Origin of the sequence: Sphaerisporangium sp. NPDC005289, from assembly GCF_040607455.1 — a bacterium.
GTDB lineage: Bacteria > Actinomycetota > Actinomycetes > Streptosporangiales > Streptosporangiaceae > Sphaerisporangium > Sphaerisporangium rhizosphaerae.
The window spans coordinates 63,014-87,617 of the sequence record NZ_JBEXGS010000017.1 but is presented as its reverse complement, the minus strand read 5'-3'; the positions used below and the strand labels follow the sequence as shown (position 1 = coordinate 87,617).

At 75.0% G+C, this 24,604-nt stretch carries 1 protein-coding gene; it reads right to left on the bottom strand.

Translation table 11 applies throughout. From position 1 onward, the window contains the following. Positions 1-37 precede the first annotated feature (37 nt). Entirely contained in the window at positions 38-24,502 is a 24,465-nt protein-coding gene (locus ABZT47_RS27000; RefSeq protein ID WP_354847703.1) for a non-ribosomal peptide synthase/polyketide synthase, read from the bottom strand. Between the last annotated feature and the right edge of the window lie 102 nt (positions 24,503-24,604).

Here is a 24,604-nt window from a genome sequence, read left to right as displayed (position 1 = left end):
GGATCGGCGGAACGGTTGTCGGGGGTCGTCGTGGTGGTCAGCGGTCGCCGCCCAGCGCCTCAGCGCGGTCGACCAGGGCTCGCAGCACGCGGAACCACGTCTCGGCGAGGTCCCGCACCGCCTCCTCCGGCAGCAGCCGCGAGGCGTAGGACCAGTGGGCGGTCAGCTCCGGCCCGCCGGGGTGGTCCTCGGTCAGGGCGTTGACCGTGAGCGCGTGCGACATCGGCATACCGGGGTCGGCGTCGAGGTCGGCGGCGTCGTCCTCGGGCGCGTAGGACCAGTCGGCGGCGTCGGGCCGGCCGAAACGGCCCATGTAGTTGAACTCGATACCCGGCTCGCCGAGACGGGAGAGTTCCGGCCGCGTCGCCGGGTTCAGGTGCCGCAGCAGGCCGTGTCCGATGCCGGCGGCGGGGAGCGAGGACAGGTGCTCCCTGATCCGGCCCACCGCCTCGTCGAGCGCCGGCCCACCGGCGAGCGCCTCGTCCAGGTCCACAGGTCCTGGATCAAGGCGGACCGGGACGACGCTGGTGAACCAGCCGACCGTGCGCGACAGGTCCGCGCCGCGGGCCAGTTGCTCATCGCGGCCGTGGCCTTCCAGGTCCACCAGGACCGCGTTGCCGGGGCTGCGCCCGCCCGTCCGGCGGTGCCGGTCGGCGACGGCCAGCGCCAGGGCGGTCAGCAGCACGTCGTTGACGGTCGCGCTGAAGGCGGCGGGCACCCGGCCGAGCAGCGGAGCGGTCCGGTCGGGGGGCAGGGTGAGTGACAGGTGACGCGTGGTGGCGACCACATCACGCCCGGGGTCGAGCGGCGCGGCCACGGCGATGGTGCCGCCGCCCGACAGAATCGAGGTCCACAGCGGGAGCTCGTCCTCGCGGGCGGGGTCGACGGCGCGGGCGCCCAGCATTCGCGACCAGCGGCGGAACGACACGTCGACGGGCGCGAGCGCCGGGGGGCGCCCGGCGGTGACCTCCCGCCAAGCGGCGGCCAGGTCGGGCAGCAGGATCCGCCAGGACACGCCGTCCACCACCAGGTGATGGACCAGCAGCAGCAACCGCCCGGGCGTGCCCCGGCCGGCGTCGAACCAGACCGCCTGCACCATGGCGCCCGCGTCCGGGTCGAGGCGGGAGCGTGCGGCGTGGGCGTGCTCGGCGATCGCCGCGCGGAGCGCCGTCTCGTCGGCCCCCGCCGTGTCGACCCGAACAAGCCAAGCCGCCACACCGGCCGCGCCGTCCGCGCCCGCCACACCGTGGATGCCATTCGTACCTAGGGCTCCGGTCGTACCGAGGGCTCCGGTTGTGCCCGGGGCTTCGGTCGTGCCGGGGGTGGGGACGTGCAAGGACCACTGCCCGGTCCCCGACGGGTCCACCGCACCGGAGGCCGGCGCCTGCTCCCCCGCGTGGCCGGCGGCGGGCCGGGTCCGCACCAGGCGGGCCTTGAGCATGCCGTGCCGGTCCACGACGGCTTGGAGCACCGACGCGAGCGTGGGCTCGTCCAGGTCCGGCGGGGTCCGCAGCAGCGCCGCCTGGTGGTATCCCTTGATCGGGCCGCCGCGCTCCCGCATGGCGTGCATGATCGGAGTGAGCGGCACCATGCCGGCACCTTCGTCGTGCGCGCCGCCGCCGGCATCCGGGCCGAGCGTGACGGCGACGGTGGCCAGCGCCGCGACCGTACGGTGCTGGAACACCTGGCGCGGGGTGATCCTCAAGCCCGCCGCCCGCGCCCGGCCGACCAGTTGCATCGCGACGATGCTGTCGCCGCCGAGGGCGAAGAAGTCGTCGTCGGCGCCGGCACGCGGCACTCCGAGCACCTCGGCGACGACGGCCGCGAGGGTGCGCTCCGGTTCGCCTACCGGCTCGCGCCCGGTGCGCGTGGTGAAGTCCGGCGCGGGGAGCGCCTTGCGGTCGAGCTTGCCGTTGGGCAGCAGCGGCAGCTCCGGAACGACGACCACCGCGGCCGGCACCATGTACTCCGGCAGACGGGCCGCGGCGTAGGCACGCAGCGCGGCCGGCTCGGCGGGCCCGGATGGGGCGGCCGAGCCGGCGGAGTCGGCCGGGGCCGCGCAGTCGGCTGGGTTGACCGGCCCGGAATGATCGGCGGAGTCGGTGGGCACGGAACGGTCGGCAAGGTCGGCAAGGTCGGCAAGGTCGGCGGGCACGGAAGGGCCGACAGGGTCGGCGGGCACGGAAGGGCCGACAGGGTCGGCAGGCACGGAACGGTCGGCAAGATCGGCGGGCCCGGAAGGGTTGGCCGGGTCGGCGGGCGTGGACGGGACCACGTAGGCGACCAGTTGTCTGACTCGGGGGCGGTCCTCGCGGGCGACGACCACGACCTGGGCGACGGACTCGTGCCGGTCCAGCACGGCCTCGATCTCGGCCGGCTCGACGCGGAAGCCGCGGATCTTCACCTGGTCGTCGGCCCTGCCGCCGTAGTCGAACCGGCCGTCGGCGGTCCAGCGGGCCAGGTCGCCGGTGCGGTACATGCGGGCGCCGGCCTGGTCGAACAGCCCGGCGAACGGGTCGGCGACGAACCGCTCGGACGACAGGCCCGGGCGGCCGAGGTACCCCCGGGCCAGGCCCGCGCCCGCGAGGTACAGCTCGCCGGTGACGCCGGGCGGGACGGGCCGCAGCGCGGCGTCGAGCACGTAGGCACGGGTGCCGTCCACCGGGCGGCCGACCAGCGGGGACGCGCTGTCCCCGACGCGGGCGACCAGGGCGTCCACGGTGGACTCGGTGGGGCCGTAGAGGTTGAACGCCTCCGTGGAGCGCAGGGCGGCCAGGTCGGCCCAGAGCGCGTCCGGCACCGCCTCGCCGCCGACCCCGACCACGGCGAGCGGGCACTCCCCGTCCCTGATCAGACCGGCCGCGGCCATCTGCGCGAGGAAAGAGGGCGTGACCTCGATGAAGTCCAGGCCGTGCTCGCGGATGGCCTCGGCGGTCAGCTCGGGGTCGCGGCGCGTCTCGTCGGAAAGGATGTACAGCGCGTGCCCGTCCAGCAGCCACAGCTGCGGCTGCCAGGAGGCGTCGAAGGAGAACGACCAGGCGTGGCCGACGCGCAGATGACGGCGGCCGGTGGCACGCCTGGCCGGCTCGTGCAGCGTCCGGCGGTGGCTGTGGAAGAGGGCGACGAGGCCGCCGTGGCAGACCACCACTCCCTTGGGCCGGCCGGTGGACCCGGAGGTGTAGATCACATAGGCCGGGTGGCGCGGGTCGGGGGTGGTGGCGAGGTCGTCTCCGCGCCGCGCGGAGAGGCGGCGAGCGGTCTCGGGAGCGTCGAGCCGGAGGAGCGGGACGCCTCCGTCCGGCAGGACGCCCGCGAGGTCCTCGCCGGTCACCAGCAGGACGGGCCGGGCGTCGTCGAGCATGCCGAGCACCCGCTCGGCGGGCAGGTCCGCGTCCACCGGCAGGTAGGCCGCGCCGGACTTCAGCACAGCGAGGACGGCCAGGATGAAGTCCGCTGAGCGCGGTAGCGCGAGGGCGACGATGCGCTCGGGTCCCGCGCCGTGCTCGGCGAGCAGCCGCGCGAGCCGGTTGGCGCGCTCGTTGAGCTCGCGGAAGGTCCAGCGGACCGGCCCGGCGACCACGGCCACGGCCTCGGGAGTGGCGGCCGCCTGCGCCTCGAACAGTCCTGGGACCGCCAGGGACCGCGGATCTCGTGCGGCGGTGGGGAGGGCGTCCGGGATGCCGTTCCAGGTCATGAGCATGGTGTGGCGGTCGGCGGGGGTGAGGACGTCGACGCGGCCGACGAGCCGGTCGGCGCCGGCCGGCATGGTCTGGAGGATGTGCGCCATCGAGGCCGCCATCCGCGCGGCCGTCGCACGGTCGAACAGGTCGGGCCGGTACTCGGCGGTGAGGGCCAGGCGTTCACCCGGCTCGACCGCCCAGGTGAAGGGGTAGTGCGTCGAGTCCTGGTGGTCGAGCACGGCGGGACGCAGGCCGTCCGCGGTCCCGGACGCGGGCTCCTCGGCGTCGGGGTAGGACTCGAAGACGACCAGCGTGTCGAACAGGTCGCCGAGGCCGGCTCGTCGCTGGATGTCGGCCAGGCCGACGTGCTGGTGGGCGATGAGCCGAGACTGCTCGTCCTGGAGGCGGCCGAGGAACGCCGCCAGGCTCTCGCCCTCGCGGACCCGTACGCGGACGGGGATCGTGTTGATGAACAGGCCGATCATCGACTCGACGCCGTCGAGCTCCGGGGGCCGCCCGGAGACGGTCGCGCCGAAGACCACGTCGTCGCGGCCGGTCAGCCGGGAGAGCAGGATGCCCCAGGCGCCCTGCACCAGGGTGTTGACCGTCAGGCCGCGTGAGCGGGCGAAGGCCGACAGGGCCTCGGTCGCCTCCCGGGTGAGACGCGTGGTGTGCGTCTCGGGCACGATCGGCGCCCGGTTCGGGTCGGCGGGCGCGAGACGGGTGGGCTCGGCCAGACCGTCCAGCGCCTCCGCCCAGGCGCCGGCGGAGACGGCGGCGTCCTGGCGCGCCAGCCACCGGAGGTACTCCCGGTACGGCGGGGCCGCCGGCGAGCCGTGATGGTCGACCCCGTCGACCCCGTGCGCGTACAGGTCGGCGAGTTCGCGCATGAGCCGGGGGATCGACCATCCGTCCAGCAGGAGGTGCTGGTGGGACAGAACCAAGCGGTGGCGGCCCGGGCCGATGCGCACCAGTGCCATCCGCAGCAGCGGCGGGTCCGCCGGGGTGAACCGGCGCCGCTCCTGCGCGAGCAGACGGGTCCACCGGGCCTCCCGGTCGGGCTCACCGAGCTCGCCCGGCCCGGAAAGATCCACCTCGCGCCAGGGCAGGGCGACCGCGCGCGGCACGACGGCCACCGGGCGGCCGGAGGACAGGTACCGGAAGCCGACGCGGAGGTTGTCGTGCCGGTCCAGCAGCGCCTGCCCGGCCGCGCGCAGCCGGGCGGCGTCCAGCGGGCCGTCCACCTCGTAGGTCACCTGGACGGTGTAGACGTCCGGCCCGTCCTCGCCGGAGTCGAAGGACGCGTGGAACAGCAGGCCCGCCTGGAGCGGGGTGAGCGGCAGGACGCCGGCGACGCCGGTGACCGGCAGCTCGGCGCGCTCGGCCTCGCTGAGGGCGACCAGCCCGGCGGACGCCCCGGCGCCGTCCATGCCGTGCGCCCCGGTCCTGCCGTACGCCTCGGTCAAGTCGTACGCCCTGGTCAAGTCGGCCGCGCTGTTCACGGCGTTCGCCCCGTTCACGGCGTTCGCCCCGTTCACGTCGGCCGCCCCGTTCACGTCGGCCGCCCCGGTCAGGCCTTCCGCGCCGTCCAGACCGCCCACGGCGGCCGACCAGCCCGTGCCGTCCGGGTGAGTCGCGTCGTCCTGGACGCCGGCGATGGCGGCCAGGGCCGTCGCGGTTCTGTGCAGGAAGACGTCCCGGGGACTGATCACCAACCCGGCGGCACGTGCCCGGCCGACCAGCTGGATGGCGACGATGCTGTCGCCGCCGAGGGTGAAGAAGTCGTCCCCGGCTCCGACGCGCGGCAGGCCGAGCACGCCGGCGAACAGCTCGCACAGCAGTTCCTCGCGCGGGGTGCGCGGCAGGGCGCCGGTCACCCCGGCCGCGAAGTCGAAGGCGGGCAGCGCCCTTCGGTCGAGCTTGCCGTTCGGGGTGAGCGGCAGGGCGTCCAGCGTGACGAACCCCGCCGGGACCATGTAGTCGGGCAAGGCGGCCCCGGCGTGGTCCCGCAGCGCGGCAGCGCTCAGCACCGTCGCTCCGGGGGCCGGCACCACATAGGCGATGAGGCGCTGGTCCTGGACGGCCACCACGGCATGGGCCACCCCCTGGTGGCGGGCCAGCACCGCCTCGACCTCGCCCGGCTCGACGCGGAGGCCGCGGATCTTGACCTGGTCGTCTGCCCTGCCCAGGAACTCCAGCTCCCCCGCACGGTTCCAGCGCGCCAGGTCGCCCGTCCGGTACATGCGCGTTCCGGGTGGCCCGCAGGGGTCGGCCACGAAGCGCTCGCCGGTCAGGCCGGGACGGCCGAGGTACCCCCGGGCGAGCTGGACGCCCGCCAGGTACAGCTCGCCGGGCACCCCCGGCGGCACCGGGCGCAGCGCGGCGTCGAGGACGTGAGCCCGCGTGTTCCACACCGGCCGGCCGATCGGCACCGGGTCGGCGCCGGGCGGAACCCGGGTGGCCGTCACGTCGACGGACGCCTCGGTGGGCCCGTACAGGTTGTGCAGCTCGGCGGGCAGCACAGCCCTGCATCGGGCGGCGAGGTCCGCGGGCAGCGCCTCGCCGCTGCACATCACCCGGCGCAGTCCCGAGCACCGCGCGGCGCCCGGGTCTGCCAGGAACGCCCGCAGCATCGACGGCACGAAATGCACGGTGGTGACGTGCTCGTCCTGGATCAGCCCGGCGAGGTAGGCGGGGTCCCTGTGGCCCTCGGGCCGCGCCACCACCAGCACCGCCCCGGTGATCAGCGGCCAGAAGAACTCCCACACCGACACGTCGAAGCCGGACGGCGTCTTCTGCAGCACGCGGTCCGACGCCGTCAGCGCGTACTCGTCCTGCATCCACAGCAGCCGGTTGACGATGCCCTCGTGCGGCACCACCACGCCCTTCGGCCGTCCGGTGGACCCGGAGGTGTAGATGACGTACGCCGGGTGCCGGGGGTCGTAGGACGCGGGCAGCTCTCCCTGAGGACCATCGGGCAGCCCTTCGCGGAGCACGCACACCGGGCGAGCCTCCTCGATCATGAGCTCGACGCGCTCGCGCGGGTGGTCCGCGTCCAGTGGCAGGTACGCCGCGCCCGCCCGGTGTACCGCGAGCAGGGCGACGACCAGGTCGGCCGAGCGCGGCAGCGCGACCGCCACCGTGCGCTCGGGGCCGGCGCCCATCGCGGCCAGCGTCCGCGCCGTCCGCTCGACCCGGGCGTCCAGCTCGGCGTAGGTCAGGCGATCCTCGCCGCAGACCAGGGCGAGCGCGCCGGGGGTGCGCGCCACCTGTGCGCGGAACAGTTCGGGCAGGGTGGTGGCGGGCACTTCTCGCGCGGTGGCGTTCCACGCGCCGGCGACGAGCCTGCGCTCCTCCTCGTCCATGATCTCCAGGTGCCGCACCTGGACGCCGGGGTCGGCGACGACCTGTTCCAGCAGCCGGACCAGCCGCCGGGCGATGCGCTCGACCGTCTCGTGGTCGAACAGGTCGGCGCTGTACTCGATCCAGCCCTGGATGCCCTGGCCGTCGCCCTGTTCGGCGAAGTCGAAGCTCAGGTCGAACTTCGCGGTCTCCTGGCCGAGCGGCTCGGGCTCGGCGTCGAGCCCCGCCAGATCGGGGGCGCCGCCCTGGTCGGCCAGGTAGACGACCATCACCTGGAACAGTGGGTGCCTGGCCAGGGAGCGGGCGGGGTTGATCGCCTCGACCAGCCGCTCGAACGGCAGGTCCTGGTGTTCGTAGGCGGCCAGATCGCTCTCGCGCACCCGCCTCAGCAGCTCGCCGAAGGTCGGCGCGCCGGACAGGTCGGTGCGCAGCACGAGCGTGTTGACGAAGAAGCCGACCAGGTCCTCCAGGCGCTCGTCGGTGCGTCCTGAGATCGGCGCGCCGAGGGGGATGTCCTCACCGGCGCCGAGCCGGTGCAGCAGCGCGGCGACGGCCGCCTGGGCCACCATGAACATGCTGACGCCGTGGCCACGGGCGAGCCCGCGAAGGCCGCGCTCCAGCTCGGCTGGGATGGACAGGCCGACCGCCCCGCCGCGGTGGCCGCTCTCCAGGGGACGCGGCCGGTCCGCGGGGAGCGCCAGCTCCTCCGGCAGCCCGGCCAGCGCCCGGCGCCAGAAGCCGAGCTGGCGTGCCTCCAGGCTGCCGGGGTCGCCGCCGTCCCCGAGCACGTCGCGGTGCCAGAGGGTGTAGTCGGCGTACTGGACGGGCAGCGCCGCCCACCGCGGCGCCGTGCCCTCGCGGCGGGCACGGTAGGCGGTGGACAGGTCGCGCCACAGCGGCCGGTCCGACCACTCGTCGCCGGCGATGTGGTGGACCACCAGGAGCAGCACGTGCTCCCGCGGCGCCACCTCGAACACCCAGGCACGCAGCGGCGGTTCGCGGTCCAGGTCGAAGCCGTGCCCGGCGGCCCCGGCCAGCCGCCCGGCGAGCGCGTCCGGCGCGACCCGCTCGAAGCGGACGACGGCGGGGACCTCTTCGGGGCGCAGGACACGCTGGTGGGCGCGCCCGTCCCGCTCGGGGAACACCGTGCGAAGGCTCTCGTGCCGGGTCATCAGGTCGCGCACGGCGTCGCGGAGGGCGCCGAGGTCCATTTCGCCCGACAGGCGCCAGGCCGCCGGGAGGGTGTAGGTGGCGCTCGGGCCCTCCAGCCGGTGCAGCACCCACAGGCGCTGCTGTGCGAAGGACAGCGGCAGGAACTCGGGGCGGGGCGCGTGGGCCAGAGCGGGCCCGCCTCCCGGCGCCTCGCGCAGCCGTCCCGCGAGCCGGGCGACGGTGGGCGCCTCGAAGACCGCGCGCAGGCTCACCTCGGCGCCGAGCGACGCGCGAACCCGGCTGACCAGCCGCATCGCCAGCAGTGAGTGGCCGCCGAGCGCGAAGAAGTCGTCGTCCACGCCGACCCGTCCGACCCCCAGCACGGCGGCGAACAGCTCGCACAGGATCTCCTCGCGGGCGTCGCGAGGACGCCGCCCGGAGGCGGGGGCCGCCGCCGCGTCGGGGACGGGCAGGGCGAGCCGGTCCAGCTTGCCGCTGATCGACCTGGGCAGGGCGGGCAGTTCCATGAAAGCGGCGGGGACCATGTGGCCGGGCAGCGCCGCGGCGAGGTGCGCCCGCAGCGCGACGGGGTCGGCGCCCCGTCCGGAGGAGGGGACCGCGTAGGCGACCAGCCGCCGCTCGCCGGGGACGTCCTCGCGGACCGTCACCGCGGCCTGCGCCACGTCGGGATGGGCGCGGAGCACGGCCTCGATCTCGCCGAGCTCGATGCGGAACCCGCGCAGCTTCACCTGGTCGTCGGCCCGGCCGAGGAACGAGAGCGTGCCGTCGGCGCGGCGCCGCACCAGGTCGCCGGTACGGTACATGCGCTCGCCCGGCCCGCCGAAGGGGTCGGCGACGAACCGCCCGGCGGTCAGCCCGGGCCGGCCGAGGTATCCCAGGGCCAGTCCCTCACCCGCCAGGTACAGCTCGCCCGGCACCCCGGCGGGCACCGGCCGCAGCATCGCGTCCAGCACGTGGGCGCGGGTGTTGGCCAGCGGCGCGGCCCACGGCTCAGGGCGTTCCGGGCTCGGTCCGTGCCACCCGTAGGCGTCGACGGCGCACTCGGTCGGCCCGTACAGATCGTGGACCACCGTCCCCGGCAGCGCGCGCAGCCGGTCCCACAGCGGGGGCGGTGTGGCCTCGCCGCCGACCGCGATGACACCCGGGCGGGGACGGCCGGGGTCCAGGAAGCCGTGGTGGATCAGCTCCCGCAGGTAGGTCGGGGTGAGGTCGGCGAAGTCGACGCGCTGGTCGGCGAGGTAGGCCAGCAGCGCGGCCGGATCGGTCATGGTGTCCTCGCCGACGACGTGCAGCTCGTGCCCGGCGAGCAGCCAGAGCATCGGCTCCCAGGAGCCGTCGAAGCTGAACGACGCGGCGTGCGCCGCGCGCAGCCTGCGGCCTCCGGCGGCGCGCACGGCCGGGTCGATGAGGTCCGCGCGGTGCGAGCCGAACAGGTTGCCGAGACCGCGGTGGGTGCCGAGCACGCCCTTGGGCCGGCCGGTGGACCCGGAGGTGTAGATCACATACGCCACCGCGCCCGGCGGCACGGTGACCCTCGGCCCCGGGACCTCGCCCCCCGGCACCGTGACCCTCGACCCCGGCACCTCGCCCCCCGGCACCGTGACCCTCGACCCCGGCACCTCGCCCCCCGGCACCGTGACCCTCGACCCCGGCACCTCGCCCCCCGGCAGCGGCTCCGGCACCGGCATCGCGCCGAGGGGACGGCCGTGCGGCCGGGCGGCGCCGTGCCGGGCGTCGTCCAGCAGCAGGACGCCGCCTCGCGCGGCGGGCAGGCCGGGCGCGATGGCCGCCGTGGTGAGCACGCGGGCCGGCGCGGCGTCGTCCAGCATGTAGGCGAGGCGTTCGGCCGGGTAGGCAGGGTCGAGCGGAAGGTAGACGGCGCCCGCGCCGAGCACGCCCAGAATGGCCGGCACCATCTCGGCCCGGGGCAGGGCCAGCCCCACCACATCCCCCATCCTCACCCCGTGCCGCAGCAACAGCCCGGCGACGCGGTCGGCCTCGGCGGCCAGCTCACCGAAGGTCAGCGTCCGGCCGCCGGCGACCAGGGCGACGCGGTCGCGGTGCGCGCGGGCGGCCTCGGCGAACAGTTCAGGGACCGCGCGCCGCTCCACCGGCCGCGCGGTGTCGTTCCAGGCGCCCAGCGACGCGTGGCGCTCCTCCTCGGTCAGCACGGACAGCCGGCCGACCGGCACGTCCGGTCCGGCGGCGAGCAGGCCCAGCAGCGCGACGGCGCGGCCGGCCATGGCACGGGCCGTACCGTGGTCGGCCAGGTCCTCGGCGTACTCCAGCAGCAGGGTCAGGCCGTCCTCGCCGGCGTGGTCGACGAAGGTGAAGTCCAGGTCGAACTTAGCGGTGTGCACGCGGGCCGGCCACCACTCGGTGGGCAGGTCCAGCACCCGCGGATCGCCGCCGGGACGGTGGTGGTAGCCGAGCATCACCTGGAACAGCGGGTTGCGTCCCGGCACGCGCGGCGGGTTGAGCGCCTCGACGACCTGCTCGAACGGCAGGTCCTGGTGCTCGAAGGCGGCCAGGTCGGCGTCCTTGACCCGGGCCAGCAGGTGCCTGAACGTCGGGTCGCCGGACAGGTCGGCGCGCAGCACCAAGGTGTTGACGAAGAAGCCGACGAGGTCGTCCAGGGCGCTGTCCGTGCGCCCGGCGATGGGGGCGCCCAGCGGGATGTCGGTGCCCGCGCCCATCCGGTGCAGCAGGGTGGCGATCGCGGCCTGGAGCAGCATGAACATGCTGGTGCCCGTCTCGGCGCACAGGGCGCGCAGGGCGCGGGCGGTGGCCGCGGGCAGCTCCGCGCGCACCTGGCCGCCGCGGCCGGTCGGCTCTGCCGGGCGGGGCCGGTCGAGCGGCAGGGGGATCTCCTCCGGCAGCCCGGCCAGCGTCCCGGTCCAGAACGCGAGCTGCCGCGCGCCCTCGCCACCCGAGTCGGCCGGATCCGACGAGTCCGTCGAGTCGGCCGGTTGCGTCGAGTCGGCCCGGCGGGCCGGGTGGGACGGGTCGGCCTGGCGGGCCGGGTGGGCCGGGTGGGCCGGGTCCGGCGGGTCGCCGAGCAGCCGCCGCTGCCAGAGCGTGTAGTCGGCGTACTGCACCGGCAGCGGCGCCCATTCGGGCGCCCGGCCCTCGCGGCGGGCCCGGTAGGCGGCGTCGAGGTCGGTGAGGAATGGCCGGTCGGACCACTCGTCGGTCGCGATGTGGTGCAGCACGATCGCCACCACGTGGTCCAGCGGCCCGGCCCTGAGCACCTCGGCCCGCAGCGGGATCTGGACGGCGAGGTCGAACGGCCGGGCCACCGCCGCCGCGATCCTGTCCTCCAGCCGCTCCGGCGGGCAGTCCTCGGCATGGAAGAACGACCCGATCTCATCGATATCCAGAATGAACTGGTACGGCCCCGCCTCGTCCATGAACGGGCGCACCCCGTGCGGCCCGGCCTCCTCCGCAGGAAGGCGTACTCCTGGCCGGGACTCCTCTAGGGACGGGCGCACCCTGTACTGCGCGGCCTCCTCCTCGGACGAGGGCGCCCCGTACGGGCCGGCCTGGTCGGGCGCGGGCGTGGTGGGCGGGGGGCCGGCCTCGGGGAAGACGGTGCGCAGGGCCTCGTGGCGGGCGACCACGTCGCGCAGGGCGTGGTGGAGCGCGCCGGTGTCCAGCGCGCCGCGCACGCGGAAGACCAGCGGGAAGTGGTAGGCGTCGCCGCCGCTGAGCCGTTCGGCCAGCCACAGCCTCCGCTGAGCGGGCGACACCGGGACGCGCCGGGGACGGTCGGCCACGGGCTCGACGGCTGGGCGGGCCGGGCGGCCGGCGCTCGCGCGACCGGCCAGCAGGGCGGGCGCCGGGGCCTCGAACAGGTCGCGGATGGCCAGTTCGGCGCCCAGCTCCGCGCGAGCCCGGCTGATGAGCCGGGTGGCGAGCAGCGAGTGGCCGCCGAGTTCGAAGAAGTCGTCTTCGGCGCCCACGGCCGGCAGGCCCAGCACCTCGGCGAACAGGCGGCAGAGCACCTCTTCCTCCGGTGTCGCCGGCCCCCGCCCGCCGGCGAGCGGCGCCGCCGGTTCGGCCGCGGGCAGCGCGCGCACGTCGAGCTTGCCGTTGTCGTTCATGGGCAGCCGGTCGAGGGTGACGAACGCGGCCGGGACCATGTAGTCGGGAAGCCGGCGCCGCAGATCCTCCCGGAGGCGGCGCGGCAGGCCGCTCGCGCCGGCCGCCGAGGCCGGGGTGTTGCCGTACGGGGGCGTGCCGCCTCCCGGCAGGTAGAGGCCCGCGGTGAGGCGGAAGTCCCCCCGCACGAAGACCGCGTCGTAGGCGCCCGGCTCGCGCGACCAGGTGGTGAGGACGCGGTAGCCCTCCCGTGCCCCGAGCGCGTGCAGGTCCTCGGGCTCGACTCCCCCGTCCACCGTGGCGCCGTGCTCGCTGCCCGCGCGGGCGTCGGGGACGCCCGTCACCCGCAGCCGCCCGGTCCGCGTCTCCCGCAGGCGGCGGGCCAGCCCCCCTGCCTCTCTCGGCGGATCCTCGCCGGAGGCGGGTCCGGCGGTCGCGGGCGCGTCGTCCTGCCGGCCGGTGAGCGCGTCGGTCCAGGGCAGCACCGGTTCGTCGCCGAGGCGGACGTCGGGCTCGCCGTTGTAGAGGACGGCGTCGTAGCGGTAGCGGGTCAGCTCGTTGTGGTGGTGCCCGCGTTTGGTGCGCAGGTCGACGCCGAAGCCCAGGGTGGAGAAGTAGTCGGGATCGACGAGCAGTTCCTTCTCCAGCGCGATCCCCCGTTCGACGGCCGCGTGGAGGCGCTCGGCGGCCTCGCGCCCGTCCGGGCCGTCCGGGCCGTCCGGGCCGCCGGTGTCGCCGGTGTCGCCGGTGTCGCCGGTGTCGCCGGCCGAGCGGGCCAGCTGGACGCCGGTGTGAAAGGCGCGGGCGAGCCGGAGGTTGCGCACGTCGCCGACGAACAGGGCGCCGCCCGGCGCCAGCAGCCCCATGGCGCCGCGGATGACCCCCGTCAGGTGGTCGATGTCCGGAAGGTACTGGATGACGGAGTTGATGATGATCGTGTCGAAGTAGCCGGCGGGTAGCCCTTCGGTGTCATGCGCGGCCTGGCAGCGCAGCTCGACCTTGGCCGCCAGCGCGGAGTCCCGGCGCAGGTCCTCGCCGATCTTGCGGATCACGGGCGCGGCGAAGTCCGTCGCCCAGTACGCCTCCGCCTCGGGCGCCAGGCGCGACAGCAGCAGCCCCGAGCCGACGCCGATCTCCAGGACGCGGCGCGGGCGCAGCTCGCGGATGCGGGCGACGGTCTCCTCGCGCCACTCGCGCATGTGCTCCAGCGCGATGGGCTCCCCGTCATAGCTGCCGTCCCAGCCCGCGAAGTCCTCGGTGAACACGGCGGTGCCGATGCGCTCGTACTCCTCGGAGTAGATCTCCCGCCATTCGCCGATCCACTCCCGTTCCGCCGACTCCCGCCGTTCGCCGGTGGGCTCGGCGGGCACGACGTACCCCACCAGGCGCCTGGCGCCGGGGGTGGAGGGGTCGTCGGCGGCGACCACGGCGGCCTGGGCCACCTCCGGGTGCCGGGCGAGGGCGGTCTCGATCTCTCCCAGCTCGACCCGGTGACCGCGGATCTTCACCTGGTCGTCGGTGCGGCCCAGGAAGTCGATGTTCCCGTCGGCGCGGCGCCGCACCAGGTCGCCCGTGCGGTACATGCGCTCCCCCGGCTCGCCGTGAGGGTCGGCGACGAACCGCTCGGCGCTCAGCCCGGGACGGCCGAGGTAGCCGCGGGCCAGGCCGATGCCCGCGATGTACAGCTCGCCGGGGACGCCGGGGGGAACCGGGCGCAGCCAGGCGTCCAGGATGTGGGCGCGGGTGCCGCGGATGGGACGCCCGACGGTGGGGGTGGAGCTGTCGCCCGTGCCGCCGCCGAGGGTGTTGATCGTGTACTCGGTGGGCCCGTAGAGGTTGTAACCGTAGGTGCCCTCGGTGTCCCGAAGCCGGTTCCAGACCGTCTCGGACACCGCCTCCCCGCCGAGCAGCACCAGCGGCGGGCGGTGCCCGTCGAGCAGCCCCTGCTCGATCAGCAGGTGCGCGTAGGTCGGGGTGAGGTTGACGACGTCCACGCGGTGGTGCTCGCAGTAGGCGACCAGGGCCTCGGCGTCGCGCCTCAGCTCCTCGTCGCACACGTGCACCTCGTGCCCCTCGACCAGCCACAGGAGCTCCTCCCACGACATGTCGAAGGCGAAGGACACCGTGTGGGCGACGCGCAGCCGTCGGCCTCCGGCGGAGGCGACGGCCGGGTCGAAGATCTCCTTCTGGTGGTTGAGGTGCATGTTCGTCAGCCCGCGGTACGGGGTGACGACGCCCTTGGGACGGCCGGTGGAGCCCGAGGTGTAGATGACGTACGCCGGGTGCTCCAGGCTGAAGCGGGGACGGTCGGCCTCGGTGACCGGGCCGCCGGACAGCCCCGCCAGCTCCCCGGCCACCACCGGGTCGTCGAGCCGCACGCGCGGGACGCCGGGCACGCCACCCTCCAGCCGCGGCGCGACGGCGCCGGTGGTCAGCAGCAGGGCCGGACGGGCGTCCTCCAGCGTCATCGTGAGCCGGTCGTCGGGGTGGTCCAGCTCGAGCGGCAGGTAGGCCGCGCCCGTGCGCAGCACGGCGAACAGCGCGGCCACCATGTCGACGGAGCGGGGCAGGGCCAGCGCCACGATCTTCTCGGGCGCCGCGCCCCGCGCCAGCAGCAGCCGCGCCATGCGGTTGACGCGGGCGTCAAGGGCGGCGTAGGTGACGCTCAGACCGCCGAAGACCAGGGCCGTGGCCTCAGGAGTGCGGGCGGCCTGGGCTGCGAGCAGGTCGGCGATGGTCTCCTCCGGGACGGGCACCCGGCCGGCGGCCCGTTCCCGTTCCAGTTCGGCGCGTTCGGCGGGCAGCGTGTGGCCCAGGCGGCCGACGGGCGCGTCCAGGTCGTCCACCAGCCGCTCCAGCAGCAGGGCGAAGCGGTCCAGCAGTTCCTGGGCTCGCGGAGGGCCGATGACGTCGGGCCGGTGCGCGAGGGTGACCCGGATGCGCTCCCCCGGCGTCACGACGAGGTTGACGGGATAGTGGGTGGCGTCCACGTTGGCCACGGCGGTGGCGCCGTACCGGTCGGCGAGCTCCGCGAGCCGCTCCTCGGTGTCGTTGTCACGCATCACGAAGAGCGTGTCGAACAGCCGCCGATGGCCGGTCTCGGCCTGCAGGACGCCGAGGCCCAGATACTCGTGCGGCATGAGGGCCAGGCGCTCGCCCTGGACGCGCCGCAGCAGGTCCAGCACGGGCTCGGCCGGGTCGAAGGCGATGCGGGCGGGAACGGTGTTGAGGAACATGCCGATGACGTTCTCGACGTCCGGCACCTCGCTCGGACGGCCGGCGACCGTCGTGCCGAAGACGACGTCGAAGCGGCCGGTCGCGGCGGCCAGCACCAGGCCCCAGGCGGTGGTGAGCAGCGTGTTGAGCGTCAGTCCCCGGCGGCGGACGGCGTCGCGCATCCGGTCGCCGAGATCCTTGGGCAGGAGCATCTCCTGGCTCTCGGGGATGACCGCCCCCATGTCGCCGCCCGCGGTGGGCGCGAGCAGCGTGGGCTCGTCCAGGCCCGCCAGCGCGGCCCGCCAGGCGCGGGCGGCGGTCGCCGGGTCCTGTGACTCCAGCCAGGTCAGGTAGTCGCGGTAGGAGCCAGGGCGCGGCAGCCCGCGCTCGTCGCCGCCGGTCTCGTAGAGGGCGAACAGCTGGGCGAGGAAGATCCAGGCCGACCAGCCGTCCCACAGCAGCAGGTGCCGGCCGATGACCAGCCGGTCACCCCGGGCCTCGCCGAGCCGGATCAGCAGCATCCGGAACAGCGGCGGCCGGGCCAGGTCGAACCGGCGGGTGCGCTCGGCGTCCATCAGCTCGCGCAGCCGCGCGTCCTGCTCGGCGGCGGGCAGGTCCGACAGGTCGGCCTCTTCGAGCGGTATCCCGGGGTCGGCGACGATGAACTGCACAGGCCGGCGCAGCTCGGCGCTGGTGAAGCCGGCGCGCAGTCCGGGGTTGCGGGCCAGCAGCACCCTGGTCGCCTGGCGCAGGCGGCCGGCGTCCAGGCGGGTGGCGAAGTCGAACGACTCGTGAACGGTGTAGACGTCGAGGGCGCCGTCGTCGTAGGTCGAGTGGAAGAACAGTCCTTCCTGGAGCGGCGCCAGCGGCCAGACGTCGGTCACGTCACCACCGCCGAGCCGCCGCACCCGCGCGTACTCGTCAGCGGTGAGCTCGAACCCGGCGCCCCGCTCACCCTTACCGTCACCGTCACCCGCACCGGTGCCGGTATCCGCAGCGTCACCGGCACTGGCAGCAGCAAAGGCGGCGGCAACGTAATCAGCGGCGGCGTCGCGGGTAGGAGTGACGGCGATGGCGTAGGCGGCAGCGTCGGAGGCCGCGCCGTCGGAGGCGGCAGCGTCGGAGGCCGCGCCGCCGAGGGCGGCGGCCAGGGCGGCGGGGGTGCGGTGTTCGAAGACGTCGCGCGGACTCAGGGTCAAGCCCGCCCGGCGGGCGCGGCTGGAGACGCCGATCGAGCTGATGCTGTCGCCGCCGAGCATGAAGAAGTCGTCGTCGACGCCGGCCTCGCCGAGCTTCAGCACGGCCGCGAAGATCTCGGCAAGAACGCGCTCGCGCTCGTCGCGCGGGGTACGCGCCGTCGCGCGTACCGCCCGCGGGGCGGGCAGGGCGTCGCGGTCGAGCTTGCCGCTGGGGGTCAGCGGCAGGGCGTCCAGCTCGACGTACGCCCCGGGCAGCATGGACGCGGGCAACGTCCCGGCCAGGGCGGCGCCCAGCGCGGCCACGTCGACCCCGCCCTCTCCCCTTAGCACCACAGCGGCGCCATCTCCGGCCGTATCCCGACCACGCTCCCCGCCTGCCTCCACAGCGGCGCCGCCCCTGACCGCCTCCGACCCGTGCTTTCCGTTCCCTGCCGGAACGGTGCCGTCTCCGGCAGGGCCGGGGGGCTTCGCCGGGACGATGTAGGCGACCAGGGTGGATCCGCGAACGGTCACCGCCGCCCGGGCAACGGCGGGCAGGGCGGTGAGAGCGGCCTCGACCTCGCCCAGTTCGATGCGGTTGCCCCGGAGCTTCACCTGCCGGTCGGTGCGGCCCAGGTACTCGACGACGCCGTCCTCGCGGCGGCGCACCAGATCTCCGGTGCGGTACATGCGGCCGCCGACCGCGCCGTAGGGGTCGGCCACGAACCGCTCGGCGGTCTGGCCTGGGCGGGCGTGGTATCCCCGGGCGAGCTGGACGCCGGTCAGGTACAGCTCGCCGGGCACGCCGGCCGGTACCGCGCGCAGGCAGGAGTCCAGCACCCGCAGCCTGGTGTTCCACACCGGGCGGCCGATGGGGACGGTGGTGCCGTCCGACCCGTCGTAGGCGTGGTAGGTCACGTCGACGGCCGCCTCGGTCGGGCCGTACAGGTTGTGCAGCGGCACTCCGGTGAGTGCGTGCCAGCGCGCGGCGGCGGCGCCCGGCAGGGCCTCGCCGCTGCTGAACACCCGTCGCAGGCTCGCCGCCCATGACAGGTCGGCGGTGACCTCGCCGGCGCTCAGGAAGGCTTCGAGCATCGACGGCACGAAGTGCATCGTCGTGACCCGCTGCTCGCCGATCAGCGCGGCCAGGTAGACGGGGTCGCGGTGCCCGTCGGGCTTGGCGAGCACCACGGCGGCGCCCTCGCACAGCGCCCAGAAGAACTCCCAGACGCTCACGTCGAAGCTGGACGGCGTCTTCTGCAGCACACGGTCGTCGGCGTGCAGCCCGTACTCGCCCTGCATCCAGGCGAGCCGGTTGACGATCGCCCTGTGGGTCACGGCGACGCCCTTGGGGCGGCCGGTCGATCCCGACGTGTAGATCAGATACGCCGGGTCGTCCGGCCCGGCGCTCCCGAGCCGGGAATCCGCCCCCTGGACATCACCGGCCAGCGAGCCAACCCCGTGAACGTCCCCCATCACAGAGCCGACCCCGTGAACCTCGCCCACCACAGAGCCCACCCCATGGACCTCTCCCACCACAGAGCCCACCCCATGGATGTCACCCACCACAGAGCCCACCCCGTGGACGTCACCGGCCGGCCGGCCCGCAGCCGCCCCGGTCGTCGCGCCGGCCGGCCGCGCCACGGCCGAGCGCGGCGGCTCGGCCGGGGTTGCCGGGGGGTCGGCCGGGGTTGCCGGGGGGTCGGCCGGGGTTGCCGGGGGGTCGGCCGGGGTTGCCGGGGGGTCGAGGAGGAGATGGGTGACGGCACTCGCTCCGGGGAGCCGGCGGGAGGCGGCGGCGGTGGTCACCACCGTGTCCGTCCCCGAGTCGGCCAGCATGTGGGCGATGCGGTCGGCCGGGTAGTCGGTGTCCAGCGGCAGGTAGGCCGCGCCCGACTTCAGCACGCCGAGCAGGGCCACCATCAGCTCCGCCGAGCGCGGGACGGCGACCGCGACGACCCGTCCGGAGCCCGCGCCCCGCGCCCGCAGGCGGCGGGCGAGCATCTCGGCGCGCGCGTCCAGCTCCGCGTAGGTGAGGGACTCGCTCTCGCAGATCACGGCCGTGGCCTGCGGCGTCCGGGCGACCTGGGCCTCGAAGGCGGCGGCCAGAGTCGTCTCGGCGACCTGCCGTTCCTCGCCCGCGAGCCGGGCCCGCGCCGCCTCGCCGTCCGACAGCAGGCCGACGCGGGCGGCGTTCTGCGCGGGATCGTCGGCCACGGCGCGCAGGATGCGGGTGAGCCGGTCGACGATCCGCAGAACGGCCTCGTCGTCGAGGCGCTGGGCGTGGTACTTCAGCCGCAGGTCCAGCCGGCGCCCCGGCTTGACGATCAGGGCGAGCGGGTAGTGGACGGCGTCGCGGAACTCGTGGCCGGTGATCCTCAGCGTTCCCGAGGGGTCGGCCGCACCGGTCTCCGCGGGGTAGTTCTCGAAGACCACGAGGGTGTCGAACAGCTCGCCACGGCCGGCGAGCCCGGCGGCGCGCTGGAGTTCCGCGAGCCCGAGGTGCTGATGGTCCAGCAGGCTGGTCTGCTCGGCCTGGAGCCGCCCTGCCAGCTCGGCCAGGCTGTCGGCGGGCCGCCACCGGAAACGGGTCGGCAGGGTGTTGATGAACAGGCCGACCATGGACTCGATGCCGTCCACCTCGGCGTCCCGGCCGGAGACGGTGGTGCCGAAGACGACGTCCTGGCTGCCGGTCAGGCGTCCGAGGAGAAGACCCCACGCGCTCTGGACGACCGCGCCCAGGGTCACCCCGTGCCCTCTCGCCCGTGCCGCGAGCCGCGCGGTGACGTTTTCGGGCAGCTCGACGCGCACCTGCCCTGGCCTCAGCCGCCCGTCGCCCGCCGAGGCGGCCACCAGGCGGGTCGGCTCATCGAGCCCCGCGAGCGCGACCCGCCAGGCGGCGAGTGCGGCGTCCCGGTCCGCAGAGGCCAGGCGGCGCAGGTACTCGCGGTACGGAGCCACCGGCGGCAACCCGGCCACCTCGGCCCCCGCGTCCGGTACCTGCGACGAAGCCTCTTCGGAGACGGCGGAGTACAGGGCCATCAGTTCGCGGTGGAGGATCGGCAGCGACCACCCGTCGGCCACGATGTGGTGGAAGGTCAGTACCAGGACGCTCCGGTCGTGCCCGAGCCGGACCAGCGCGCACCGCACCAGGGGCGGGCGGGCCAGGTCGAAGCGGCGCTCGCGTTCCTCGGCCGCGACGGAGTCCGCGACGGCACGGCGCTGCTCGTCGTCCCCGGACGGGCCTACCTCGCGCCAGGGCAGCTCCAGCCGGTCGGCGATGATCTGTACCGGCCGTCCGTCCGGACGCCGGCGGAAGCAGGCCCGCAGCGGAGCGTGCCGGTCCAACAGCCCCTGGGCGGCTCGGCGCAGGGACTCGCCGTCGACCGGACCGGCCAGTTCGATGATCTGCTGGACCACATAGGCGTCGCCGTCCGTACCGTCCAGCAGGGAGTGGAAGTAGAACCCCTCCTGGAGCGGGCTGAGCGGCAGCACCTCCTCGACGGCGACCGGGTGGTCACCCTGCACCTCGGCGAGCTCGCCCTCCGCGAGCCGCAGAAGCGGCCCGTCCGCCGCGCCCGGCACCGCTCCGGCCGCGCCCGCCCCGTCAAGGGCGGTCCCGCCGTCACCGCCATCCATATGGATGAGGGCGCTCGTACCGATGTCAGGTCCCGTGCCGGCGCCTTGACCCATGGCGGCGCCCGTACCGGTGCCGGTTACCGCGCCTGCCCCGGTCCCGGCGCTTGTACCGGTTCCCATACCGGTACCGGTGCCCGTAGCTGTGCCCGAGCCCGTGCCCGTGCCCGAGCCCGAACCCGAACTGGTGCCCGAACCCGAACCCGAACCCGAGCCCGTGCCGGTGCCCGTGCCCGTGCCCGTGCATGTGCCCGAGCCGCCCGGTCCGGTGGGTCCGCCGGCCGTGCGGTCCACCGCTACCTCGGCGAGAGCGGCGGCGGTGCGGTGGCGGAACACGTCGCGGGAGGTGAGCCGCAGCCCCGCCTCGCGCGCGCGGACGAGCAGCCGGATGGCGACGATGCTGTCGCCGCCGAAGGCGAAGAAGTCGTCGTCGGCGGAGACGGACGCCAGGCCCAGCACGTCGGCGTACAGGGCGCACAGCAGCTCCTCGCGGGCGCCGCGCGGGGCGCGTCCGGAGCTGAGCGCGGTGTATTCGGGCGCAGGGAGCGCGGAGCCGTCGAGCTTGCCGCTCGGAGTGACCGGGAGCCGGTCCAGGGGGACGAAGGCCGACGGGATCATGTACTCGGGCAGCAGTTCGGCCGCGTACCAGCGCAGGGTCTTCATCAGGGCGGCGACATCGCGGAACGGCGCGGGACGGTTGGCGTGCGGAAAGGCGGCGGCCGGACGGTAAAGGGCGCCGAGGGGCGCGTCCCCGGCGGCGAAGACCACGTCGAGGCCACCGTCGTCGGCGTGGCCGTTCCAGGTCACGGCCACCTGGTAGCCGTGGCGGGCCCCGAGCGCGTGCAGGGTCTCGGGGTCGGCGGCCTCCACCGGCGGGGCGGGACGGCCGCCGTCCTCGATGGCGGACAGTGCGGCGAGGTCCTCGGCGAGCCGCGCATTGGGCACCGCGCCGACCCGGAGCCGGGCGGGGCCCGCGGCCAGGCGCGCCTCCAGCCCGTGCATCCCTCCGAGCTCGGCCCACCCGATCTCCTCCTCGCGAAGCTCGGCCCGCTGGGACTCCCCTTTGCGAAGCTCGGTCCGTCCGGACTTCTCCTCGCGAAGCTCGGCCCGCCCAGGTTCCCCCTTGTGAAGCTCGGCCCGGTCGGACTTCTCCGCGCCGGGCCGGGTTTCTCCGGTCCCGGATCCGGATTCGGCCTGCTCGGGCCTTGCGGCGGCCGGCTGGGGCTCGTGCTTGCGCAGGACGACGTCGTAGCGGTAGCGGGTCAGTTCGTTGTGAACGGCGCCGCGCTTGAGGCGGATGTCGGCGGTGAAGCCGGGGAGGGCCGCGAAGAAGTCCGGGTCGAGCAGCAGTTCACCCTCCCAGTTCGCCGAGCGGTCGACGACGGAGAGCAGGGCCTTCTTGTCCTGCGGGTACGCGCCGCGACGGGTCTCGACCGCGGCTCGCAGGCAGCGCAGCAGCCGCAGGTTGCGCACGTCGCCGACGAAGACGCTGCCGCCCGGGGCCAGAAGCGTCCCGGCCTGGCGCAGCACGTCGGACAGGTACTCCGCGCTCGGGAAGTACTGGGCGACGGAGTTGACGACCACGGTGTCGAACAGGCCCTCGGGCAGCCCGGTGACGTCGTGCGCGGGCTGGGTGCGCAGTTCGACGCGGCCGGTGAGCTCCGGCTCGGCGGCGACCCGGGCGCGCAGCGTCCGCACGGCCTCCTGCGAGAGGTCCGTGCCCCAGTAGACCTCGCAGCCGGGGGCGAGGCTCGCGAGGATGAGCCCGCTGCCGACGCCGATCTCCAGCACCCGGCGGGGCCGCAGCTTCCTGATGCGGGCGACCGTGGTGTCCCGCCATTCCCGCATCTCGGCGAGCGGGATGGGCAGGCCGTCGTACATGCTGTTCCAGCCGGCGAAGTTCTCCCCGAAGCCCTCCGAGCCCGCGGCCGAGTAGAGCAGTTCGTGCAGGTCCTTCCACTTCTCGACCTGTTCGGTCTCCTCGCGGCCCGGCCCGGCGGTGAGGGAGGGGACGACGTAGGCGGCCAGCCGCCGGTCGCCCGGCCGGTCCTCGCGGGCCACCACCGCGACCTGGTCCACGGCCGGGTGCCCCCGCAGCACGGACTCGATCTCACCGGGTTCGACGCGGAAACCGCGGATCTTCACCTGCGAGTCGGCACGGCCGAGGAACTCAAGCCGTCCGTCGGACCTCCACCGCACCAGGTCGCCCGTGCGGTACAGCCGCTCGCCCGGCGGGCCGAAGGGGTCGGCGACGAACCGTTCGGCGGTCAGGTCCGCGCGTCCGAGGTAGCCGCGGGCCAGGCCGGCCCCGCCGAGGTACAGCTCGCCGGCGACCCCGGCGGGCACCGGGCGCAGGCGGGCGTCCAGCACGTAGGCCCGGGCGCCGGGGTCGGGGACGCCGATGGGCACGATGGCGCCGGAGGGGATGTCGGGGTCGCACAGACCGAGGGTGGAGTTGGTGGTCGCCTCGGTGGGACCGTAGGCGTTGAACATCATCCGGCCGCGCGCGTAGCGGCCGACCAGCTCGGGCGACACCCGCTCGGTGCCTGCCAGCAATGTGGCGGCGGGCGGCAGCCGTACGTCCTGTGGCATGGCGGCGAGCAGGGCCGGGGGGAGGATCATGAACGTGATGCCGTTGGCGTCGGCGTAGTCGGCGAGCGGCGCGCCGGGCACCCGCAGCTCGGACGGTACGACGACCAGACGGCCTCCGGAGAGCAGGCCGAGGCACAGGTCCCAGAAGGCCACGTCGAAGCTGGGCGAGGAGAACTGCAGGACCCGGCTGTCCGGCCCGACGCCGAACCGCTCGCTCTGGGTGGCGACCAGCTTGGCAACGCCCGCGTGCGACAGCACCACGCCTTTGGGACGTCCTGTGGAGCCGGAGGTGTAGATGACGTAGGCCGCGTTGAGCACCGACAGCCGTCCCCTGTCGGCCTCGGAGGGGTCGTGGACCGGGCGGGCCGCCAGCTCGCGCGCGGTCTCCGGCGCGTCGAGGAGGAGCACGCCGACGCCGTCGGACGGCGGGATCCCGTCCAGGGCGCCGCCGGTGGTGACCAGGCAGTCGGCGGTGGTGACCAGGCAGACGGGCACGGCGTCGGCCAGCATGTAGGCGATGCGGCCGGCCGGGTAGTCGGTGTCCAGGGGCAGGTAGGCGGCGCCGGCCTTCAGGACGGCCACCTCGGCGACGATCAGCTCGGCCGACCGGGGCAGGGCGAGGCCGACGACGCGCTCGGGTCCGGCTCCGCGCGCGATCAGCGCGTGGGCGAGCCGGTTCGCGCGCTCGTCCAGTTCGGCGTAGGTGAGGGCGAGGTCCTCGAAGACGAGGGCGACGGCGTCCGGCCGGCGGCGAACCTGCTCGGCGAACATCTCGGGCCAGGTGAGCGACGGGACCTCGTGGGCGGTGTCGTTCCACTCGGCAAGGACGCGGCGGCGCTCCTCGGCGGTGAGCAGTTCCAGCTCGGCGACCGGGACCTGCGGCCGGGCGAGCCCGTCGGCGAGCAGCGTCTCGTAGTGGCCGAGCATCCGGTCGGCGGTCGCGCCGTGGAACAGGTCGGGGCGGTAGGTCAGGCGCGCCTCGTAGGTTGCGGCGGCTTCGCGCGGTTCCGCGCTCGCCACCGTCACGATCTCCAGTGACACATCCAGCGGTCCTGCCGCCTCAAGTGACATGTCCAGCGGTCCCGCGGCCTCCGGTGACGCGTCCAGCGGCCCGGCGGCGGGCGCCGCCCGGACGCCGCCGATCGCCACGGCCGTGGTGAAGAACAGGCCGCCGCCGCGCGTCGGCTCGGGCCGCAGGTCCGACACGAGGCGGGAGAGCGGGACGCGGTGCGCGCGGGCCTCCTCGCGGGCGGCGGCCACCCGCCGGACCAGCTCGCCGAAGCCCGTGCCGCCGTCGACCCCGACCCGCAGCGGCAACCCGTCGTACCCGACGCAGACATCGCCCGTGCCGCCGTAGCGGTACAGCAGTGCGACGTAGGCGGCGAGCAGGCGGTCCTCGGGACCGGCGTCTTCGCGCGGATCGCCCGCCAACGCGACGGCGGGACCGGCCAGCGTGCGGACGCGCGTCTCGCGGCCCGCGGCGGGTGCCGGCGGGTGCGGGAAGTCGATCGGGAGGACCGTCTCCTGCGGAAGCAGGGCGAGCCGCCGGTGCCAGTACGCCATCACTTCGTCAGTAGCCGACACAGGTGACCGAGCCTCCAAAACCGGACGAAAACTGCCAAAGCGACCTCAAGCGAGCGTCATACTAAGGTAAGCATTACCTAA